Annotated in this window: 8 protein-coding genes; 6 read left to right on the top strand and 2 right to left on the bottom strand. The window is 67.0% G+C overall.

From position 1 onward, the window contains the following. Nucleotides 1-75: 75 nt before the first annotated feature. Complete coding sequence (locus IAE56_RS11620) at nt 76-975, top strand: LysR family transcriptional regulator (protein ID WP_234456034.1); 900 nt, start codon at nt 76-78, stop codon at nt 973-975. A gap of 196 nt (nt 976-1,171) precedes the next feature. Here IAE56_RS11620 and pip read toward each other — a convergent pair whose 3' ends face one another. Together pip and prmC are read right to left on the bottom strand one after the other, a co-directional pair. Next, the gene (gene pip, locus IAE56_RS11625; protein ID WP_200752662.1) at nt 1,172-2,113 is read right to left on the bottom strand and encodes a prolyl aminopeptidase; all 942 of its coding nucleotides are present in this window, start codon (nt 2,111-2,113) and stop codon (nt 1,172-1,174) included. 48 nt (nt 2,114-2,161) lie between these two features. Then, nucleotides 2,162-3,019 (bottom strand): peptide chain release factor N(5)-glutamine methyltransferase, encoded by an 858-nt coding sequence (prmC, locus tag IAE56_RS11630; protein ID WP_200752663.1) that lies wholly within the window; start codon nt 3,017-3,019, stop codon nt 2,162-2,164. A 353-nt stretch (nt 3,020-3,372) separates the two neighbouring features. On the opposite strand from prmC, the gene ahpC reads away from it, so the two are divergent. The 5 genes from ahpC to IAE56_RS11655 all read left to right on the top strand — a co-directional run bounded on the left by ahpC (nt 3,373) and on the right by IAE56_RS11655 (nt 8,331). Further along, nucleotides 3,373-3,936 (top strand): alkyl hydroperoxide reductase subunit C, encoded by a 564-nt coding sequence (ahpC, locus tag IAE56_RS11635; RefSeq protein ID WP_079220707.1) that lies wholly within the window; start codon nt 3,373-3,375, stop codon nt 3,934-3,936. Between the two features lie 228 nt (nt 3,937-4,164). Beyond that, a complete protein-coding gene (ahpF, locus tag IAE56_RS11640) occupies nt 4,165-5,757 on the top strand; it encodes an alkyl hydroperoxide reductase subunit F (protein WP_200752664.1) in 1,593 nt (530 codons plus the stop codon). A 73-nt stretch (nt 5,758-5,830) separates the two neighbouring features. Next, complete coding sequence (locus tag IAE56_RS11645) at nt 5,831-6,796, top strand: LysR substrate-binding domain-containing protein (protein ID WP_108767813.1); 966 nt, start codon at nt 5,831-5,833, stop codon at nt 6,794-6,796. Nucleotides 6,797-6,919: 123 nt separating this feature from the next. After that, complete coding sequence (rnk, locus tag IAE56_RS11650; protein WP_004154317.1) at nt 6,920-7,324, top strand: nucleoside diphosphate kinase regulator; 405 nt, start codon at nt 6,920-6,922, stop codon at nt 7,322-7,324. A 50-nt stretch (nt 7,325-7,374) separates the two neighbouring features. Continuing rightward, on the top strand, nt 7,375-8,331 hold the full coding sequence (locus tag IAE56_RS11655) for a transaldolase (RefSeq protein WP_200752665.1): 957 nt from the start codon (nt 7,375-7,377) through the stop codon (nt 8,329-8,331). The last annotated feature ends 175 nt before the right edge of the window (nt 8,332-8,506 follow it).

Here is an 8,506-nt window from a genome sequence, read left to right on the forward strand (position 1 = left end):
GTGGGGGAACGCAGTCTCATTGATGCGGCGTCATCAATAAACCCCTGCCTGACCATATCTGTCATGATTTTCGGCATGAATGGATCCTCGTTGGACCTCAATGCCGTGCGCATGCTGGTGCAGGTGGCCGAGGCACGCAGCTTCACCGTCGCTGCCGGGCAGCTGGGCCTGAGCCAGTCCGGGCTGTCGCGCGCCATCGGCCGGCTGGAGGCCACACTGGGGGTGAAGCTGCTGCAGCGGAACACCCGCAACGTGGCGCTGACCCCGGATGGGCGCCAGTTCGTCGACCAGGTGGCGCCGCTGCTGTGCGGCCTCGAGGATGCCGAGCGGCAGCTGGCTGACCGTCCGTGCACGCCGTCGGGCACGCTGAAGATCAGCGCGCCGTCGATGTTCGGGCGCAAGGTGCTGGTGCCGCTGCTGGGCCCGTTGCTGCAGCAGCACCCGCAGCTGCAGGTGGACGCAGTGCTCAGTGATCGCCTGGTCGATCTGGTCGAGGAAGGCTTCGATGCCGCGCTGCGCACCGGTGTGATTGCCGACCAGCGCATCGTGGCGCGGCCGCTGCGGCCGCTGCGCTGGGTGACCGTGGCCAGCCCGGCCTACCTGGCGCGTTGCGGTACGCCGGGGGATATCGCCGCGCTGCACAACCATGCCTGCCTGGCGGTACGCAACCTGCGCAGCGGACGCGTGGTGGACTGGCAGTTCCGGCAGGACGGCCCGCTGTGCGACTTCACCCCGCCGACGCGGATGGTGTTCGACAGCGGCGATCCGCTGGTGGAAGCGGCCATCGCCGGCATCGGCATCGTGCAGGTGATGGATTTCGCGGTGGCAGATGCACTGGCCGACGGTCGCCTGCAGCGCGTGCTGCAGCGGTTTGAAGGCCGCAGCCGCGAGCTGTCGCTGATCTATCCGCCTTCGCGGCAGCATTCGCCGAAGCTGCAAGTGCTGGCCGACGCGCTGCTGGCCGGCGACTGGTAGATCCACGCCGCGCGTGGATGGGGTTCGGTTACGCGGTCGAACCGGGGTCAGAGCCCTTTCCGCGGGAAAGGGATCCGACCCCTTGCCGGCCAGCGGCCGGCACTACCGGGTGCGGTAGATCCACGCCGTGCGTGGATGGGGTTCCGAACCAGGGTCAGAGCCCTTTCCGTGGGAAAGGGATCCGACCCCGTGGGCATCAGGCGAAGCTGTCGGTGGCGCGCACCAGCGCGTCCACGTTCTCCGCTTCGAACGCCGAGTGACCCGAGGCCGGGGTGATCTCGAGCTTGGCCTTCGACCAGACCTTGGTCAGGTCCCAGGCGTTGGCCAGCGGGCACACCACGTCGTAGCGGCCGTGCACGATCACGCCCGGGATATCGGCAATGCGGTGCGCGTCGCGCAGCAGCTGGTCTTCCACTTCGAAGAAACCGCCGTTGACGAAGTAGTGGTTCTCGATGCGGGCAAAGGCCAGCGCGAAATGCGGGTCTTCGTGGCTGTTGATGAAGTCATCATCGACATGCAGGAAGCTGGTCGCGCCTTCCCACACCGCCCAGGCCTTGGCCGCTTCCAGGCGCGTGGTTTCGTCTTCGCTGGTCAGGCGGCGGTGGAAGGCCGAGATCAGGTCGTGGCGCTCCACGGCCGGGATCGGCTTCAGGTAATGCTCCCACGCATCCGGGAACAGGCGGTTGGCGCCTTCCTGGTAGAACCACTCCAGTTCCCAGCGGCGCAGCATGAAGATGCCGCGCAGGACCAGCTCGGTCACGCGCTGCGGATGGGTTTCGGCATAGGCCAGGGCCAGGGTCGAACCCCAGCTGCCGCCGAACACCTGCCAGCGGTCCACCTTCAGGTGTTCGCGCAGCTTCTCGATATCGGCAACGAGGTCCCAGGTGGTGTTGTCGACCAGGTCGGCATGCGGGGTGGAACGGCCGGCGCCGCGCTGGTCGAACAGGATGATGCGGTACTTCGACGGATCGTGGAACTGGCGCATCTTGTCGCTGCAGCCGCCGCCCGGACCACCGTGCAGCATCACCACCGGCTTGCCGTCCGGGTTGCCGCACTGTTCGAAGTACAGCGTGTGGCGGTCATCGACCTTCAGGGTGCCGACGTCGTAGGGGGTGATGGCGGGATACAGCGTACGCATGCTTGCAGCTCCAGGGTGATGCCCTGCCGAGGCAGGAGAACCTCCATTCTAGGCCGGGCGCTGGCCGAGGGTGATGCGGTCGCGCTGCTCCAGGTCCTGCGTGGTCTGCACCTGCGCATAGCCGGCCTGCTCGAACAGCGCGCGGATCGCCTCGCCCTGGTCCCAGCCGTGCTCGATCAGCAGCCAGCCGCCGGGCAGCAGGTGCGCCTGGCCGCCGGCGACGATGCGGCGGATGTCATCCAGCCCATCCAGGCCGGACGCCAGCGCGGTGGCCGGCTCGAAGCGCAGGTCGCCCTGCTGCAGGTGCGGGTCATCGCTGGCGATGTACGGCGGGTTGCTGGCGATCAGATCGAAGCGCTGGCCCTGCAGCGGCGCGTACCAGTCGTGCCCGCCTTCGGCGAAGCGCACGTTGCCCAGTTCATGGCGGGCGGCGTTGCGCGCGGCCATCGCCAGTGCGCCGGCGCTGGCGTCGGTGGCCAGCACCTGGGCCTGCGGGCGCTCACTGGCCAGGGCCAGGGCGATGGCGCCGCTGCCGGTGCCAAGGTCGGCCACCTGCAGGTCGCGATCGGCCGACAGGCGCTCCAGCGCCAGCTCGACCAGCAGCTCGGTTTCCGGGCGCGGAATCAGGGTGGACGGGTCGACGTCCAGGTCCAGCGTCCAGAAGCCGCGGCGGCCGGTCAGGTAGGCCACCGGTTCGCCGGCCACGCGGCGCGCCAGCAGGGCGTCGAAGGCGGCCAGATCGGTGGCGGGCAGCGGATCGGTGGCATGGGCGAACAGCCAGCTGCGCGGCCGGTCCAGCACGTGCAGCAGCAGCAGTTCGGCCTCGTGGCGGGCGTCGATGCCGCCGAGGCGGGCGCTGGCGTCGGCTACGGCCTGGCGCAGGGTGGGTTCTGTTTTGAAGGACATGCCTCAATTGTAGAGTCGAGCTTGCTCGACTGCGCCGGCAGAGCAGTCGAGCAAGCTCGACTCTACGGAGCGACGCAACCGAGCGTGGGCTCGGCTCTACAAACGCGGATTCATTCAGGTCCGGCGGGGCGGGATAAGGAGGGGCTATCGGCCCTTCTTCACGGCCCGCCACGATTTCCCTTGTCATACAACCACTTGCAGGATGGCGACGACCGGATTCATGGCAGGCTCATCGCATTTCAATAGACTGCATCTATCAAATAGATGAAATCAATGCATTGTTCTTATCACTGATGAATCGGTAACCTAGCTCCTGTCGATTCACCCACTCCCCTTCACCCAGAGGAAAAACGATGTCCCTCATCAACACCCAGATCCAGCCGTTCGAAGCCAACGCCTACCACAACGGCGAGTTCATCAAGGTTTCCGATGCCAGCCTGAAGGGCCAGTGGTCCGTCCTCATCTTCATGCCGGCCGCCTTCACCTTCAACTGCCCGACCGAGATCGAAGACGCCGCCGAGCATTACGCCGAGTTCAAGAAGGCAGGTGCCGAGGTCTACATCGTCACCACCGACACCCACTTCTCGCACAAGGTGTGGCACGAAACCTCGCCGGCCGTCGGCAAGGCCCAGTTCCCGCTGGTCGGCGACCCGACCCACAAGCTGACCCGCGCCTTCGGCGTGCACATTGAAGAAGAAGGCCTGGCCCTGCGCGGCACCTTCATCATCAACCCGGAAGGCGTGATCAAGACCCTGGAGATCCACTCCAACGAGATCGCCCGTGACGTCTCCGAGACCCTGCGCAAGCTGAAGGCTGCCCAGTTCACCGCCGCCAACCCGAACCAGGTCTGCCCGGCCAAGTGGAAGGAAGGCGAGAAGACCCTGACCCCGTCGCTGGACCTGGTCGGCAAGATCTAAAGCAGCACCGGCCTGCCGCGGCCCCACGCCGCGGTGCGCTCCTCATCCCCGTGCCGGCCCCACGCCGGCGTGGGGGTGAACCCAAGACAGCCGAGCAAGCAAGCCATCGCTCGCCAGCCCCTTCCACAGCTGTCTCTGCTGCCTTGGGTTCACCCCTACCCCCTCGCTGGTCCGCTACCTTTCACAGCGGTGCCACGCCCCCTGTTTGCCTGAAGCCAGGAGAAGACCATGTTGGACGCCAACCTGCAGTCGCAGCTGAAGACCTATCTGGAGCGCGTGACCCGCCCGATCCAGATCACCGCGCACGCCGATGACGGCGCCAAGTCGCAGGAAATGCTGGAACTGCTGCAGACCCTGGAAAGCCTGTCGGACACGATCTCGCTGCAGGTCCTGCGCGACGGCCAGGGCCGCGTGCCGTCCTTCGACCTGGGCACCCCGGGCCAGGACATCCACCTGACCTTCGCCGGCCTGCCGATGGGCCACGAGTTCACCTCGCTGGTGCTGGCCCTGCTGCAGGTGGGCGGCCACCCGTCCAAGGCCACCGCCGAGCTGATCGAGCAGGTGCAGAACCTGGAAGGCGACTACCGCTTCGAGACCTACTTCTCGCTGTCCTGCCAGAACTGCCCGGACGTGGTGCAGGCGCTGAACCTGGCCGCCGTGCTCAACCCGCGCATCCAGCACGTGGCCATCGACGGCGCGCTGTTCCAGGACGAAGTGGAGAAGCGCGAGATCATGTCCGTGCCCACCGTGTACCTCAACGGTGAAGTGTTCGACCAGGGCCGCATGACCCTGGAACAGATCGTGGCCAAGCTGGATACCAACGCCGGCAAGCGCGACGCCGAGAAGATCGCCGCCAAGGACGCCTTCGACGTGCTGGTGGTCGGCGGTGGCCCGGCCGGCGCCGCAGCGGCCATCTACGCCGCGCGCAAGGGCATCCGCACCGGCATCGCTGCCGAGCGTTTCGGTGGCCAGGTGCTGGACACGATGGCGATCGAGAACTTCATTTCGGTGAAGGAGACCGAGGGCCCGAAGCTGGCCACGGCGCTGGAACAGCACGTGCGCGAGTACGAGGTCGACATCATGGACCTGCAGCGCGCCACCGCGCTGGTGCCGGCCGGCGAAGACGGCCTGGTGCAGGTGCAGCTGGAAAACGGCGCGGTGCTGAAGTCGCGCTCGGTCATCCTGTCCACCGGCGCACGCTGGCGGCAGATGAACGTGCCGGGTGAGGACCAGTACCGCAACAAGGGCGTGGCCTACTGCCCGCACTGCGATGGCCCGCTGTTCAAGGGCAAGCGCGTGGCGGTGATCGGCGGCGGCAACTCCGGCGTGGAAGCGGCCATCGATCTGGCCGGCATCGTGTCGCATGTGACCCTGCTGGAGTTCGATTCCAGCCTGCGCGCCGATGAAGTGCTGCAGAAGAAGCTGCGCAGCTTGGGCAATGTGACCGTGCTGACCAGCGCACAGACCACCGAAGTGCTCGGCGATGGCAGCCGCGTCACCGGCCTGGTCTACAAGGACCGCGTCGACGGCGATGCCCACCGGGTCGAACTGGAAGGCATCTTCGTGCAGATCGGCCTGCTGCCCAACACCGAATGGCTGAAGGACAGCGTGGCGCTGTCGCCGCGTGGCGAGATCGTCATCGATGACCGCGGGCAGACCAACCTGCCGGGCGTGTTCGCCGCAGGCGATTGCACCACGGTACCCTACAAGCAGATCATCATCGCCATGGGCGCCGGTTCCACCGCGGCACTGAGCGCCTTCGACCACCTGATCCGTTCGTCCGTGAGCAAGGGCAGCGGCGCGGTGGCCGAGGCGGCCTGATCATTCGTTCCCAGGGTATCGGGGGCACCATTGCCTGCTGGGTAAGCCGGTCCGTTACCCCTGGGGTCTTACGATGAATCTTCGCGATCTGAAATACCTGGTGGCCCTGGCCGATCACAAGCACTTCGGCCGGGCCGCCGCCTCCTGTTTCGTCAGCCAGCCCACGCTGTCCACCCAGATCCGCAAGCTGGAAGAGGAGCTGGGTGTGCCGCTGGTGGAACGCGCACCGCGCAAGGTGATGCTGACCCCGGCCGGGCAGGAAGCAGCGATGCGGGCACGGGTGATCGTGTCCGAAGTGGAGCAGCTGAAGGAAGCGGCGCGACGCAGCCGCGACCCGGAAGCCGGTACGGTGCGCCTGGGGATCTTCCCGACCCTGGGCCCCTACCTGCTGCCGCATGTGATCCCGCGCATCCGCGACCGCTTCCCCGAACTGGAACTGCTGCTGGTCGAGGAAAAGAGCGACGTGCTGCTGGAGCGCCTGCGCGAAGGCAAGCTGGACGCCGCCCTGCTGGCGCTGCCGGTGATCGACGACCAGCTGCATGCCGAGTTCCTGTTCGAGGAACCGTTCCTGCTGGCCGTGTCCGGGCGCCACCCGCTGGCCCGCCGCGAGCACCTGGACGTGCAGGAACTGGCCACGCAGAAGCTGCTGCTGCTGGAAGACGGCCATTGCCTGCGTGACCAGGCGCTGGAAGTGTGCCGCCTGTTCGGTGCCAACGAGAAATCCGAATTCCGCGCCACCAGCCTGGAAACGCTGCGACAGATGGTCGCTGCCGACGTCGGCATCACCCTGCTGCCGAGCCTGTCGGTGCAGCCGCCGGTGCCGCGTTCGAACAACATCCGCCTGCTCGACTTCACCGGCGAAGGCCGCCCCAGCCGGCGCATCGCCATGGTCTGGCGGCGCAGCTCGGCCATGCATGGCTTCCTGCTGGAGCTGGCCGACCAGTTCAAGCGCCTGCCGCAGGCACTGTTCACCCTCGATGCCGAGGGCGTGCCGGCCGGCGCAGCACCGGACGTGTCCGGCCCGCTGCTGAACGGCTGATCCGGCAGCGCCGGCGCGCCGTTGCGGCGGGAGTCGATTCCGGCCGCATTTGTCCCCACAATACAGTCAGGCGGCGCCAGGTGGTGCCGCCTTTTGCATGGCTTTCAATCAAGGAGCACCACCATGAACACCGCCAGCGGCCTGCCGCCGTCCATCACTGTGTCGACCTTCGACATGGACCGCCTCGAGGCCATGCTTGATTCGCCTGCGCTGAGCCAGACGCCTGCCGCGCTCGCGCTTGCCGAAGAACTCAACCGGGCCACCGTGCTGGCGCCGGACCAGATTCCCGAAGGCATCGTCATGATGCATTCGCGCGTGGAGTGCGAAGATGAAGTTTCGGGCGAGAAGCACGTCCTGACCCTGGTCTTCCCCCGCGAAGCCAATGTCGATGAAGGCAAGGTTTCCGTGCTGGCCCCGGTCGGCAGTGCCCTGCTTGGCCTGGCCATCGGCCAGAGCATCGACTGGAACGCGCCCGGCGGCCGCAAGCTGCGCCTGCGCGTGACTGCGGTCCACAACGACCGTCCCTGATTACCGCTGCGCACCGCGCGCGATTCGATTTCCCTGCACCAGGAGCCGTAATGAGTACCTCGTCCAAACTGTCCCAGCTGCGCGAACTGTCGGTGGTTGTCGCCGATACCGGTGACTACGACGCGATCAAGCGCCTGCAGCCGGTGGATTGCACCACCAACCCGACCCTGGTGAAGAAGGCGCTGGACCTGCCGGTCTATGCCGAGCTGATCGAGCGCGAACTGGCCTGGGGCCGCCAGCAGGGCGGTGACCGCGAAGCCGTGGTGCACGCCGTGGCCGACCGCCTGACCATCGGCGTCGGCGCGCTGCTGAGCACGCTGGTGCCGGGCCGCGTGTCCACCGAAGTGGACGCCGACCAGGCCCACGACACCGAGGCCACCGTGGCCAAGGCCCGCCAGTTCATCCAGATGTACGCCGATGCCGGCGTGCCGCGCGAGAAGATCCTGATCAAGATCGCCGCGACCTGGGAAGGCGTGGAAGCCGCGCGCATCCTGCAGGCCGAGGGCATCGACTGCAACCTGACCCTGATCTTCAACCCGACCCAGGCGCTGGCATGCAGCGAAGCCGGCGCGTTCCTGATCTCGCCGTTCGTCGGCCGCATCCTGGACTGGTACGTGGCCAACGGCCAGACCCCGGCCAACATCGACGAAGACCCGGGCGTGAAGTTCGTGCGCGGCGTGTATGCCGAATTCAAGCGCCGCGGTTCGCCGACGGTGGTGATGGGTGCCTCGTTCCGTTCGACCGCGCAGATCGAAGCGCTGGCCGGCTGCGACCGCCTGACGATCTCGCCGGACCTGCTTGAGAAGCTGGACGCCGACCACGGCGAGCTGCCGCGCAAGCTGGTGGCCGGTGCGGCCGACGGCGTGGCGGTCACTCCGATCGACGCGGCCAAGTTCGCGGCGGACCTGGCGGCGGACCCGATGGCGACCGAGAAGCTGGCGACGGGTATCGATGCGTTTGCCAAGGATCTGCAGGCGCTGCGCGAGCGGATCCGCTCGGAACTGTGATTGCGGCGAACGGCTGAGCCCCTCGTGGCGGGCTGTTCGGCTGGGTAGAGTCGACCGTTGGTCGACTGACTGCAAGAGCAACAGCCGCGCTGGGTTTTTGCGGTTGGCAGGGCGGGTGGGCCGTGCAGGGGACGCTGCAAGTACGTCCATGTAAGCTCGGTCGCCGCATCCATGC

It is taken from the genome of Stenotrophomonas sp. S41 (genome assembly GCF_016624625.1).
Taxonomy (GTDB): Bacteria; Pseudomonadota; Gammaproteobacteria; order Xanthomonadales; family Xanthomonadaceae; genus Stenotrophomonas.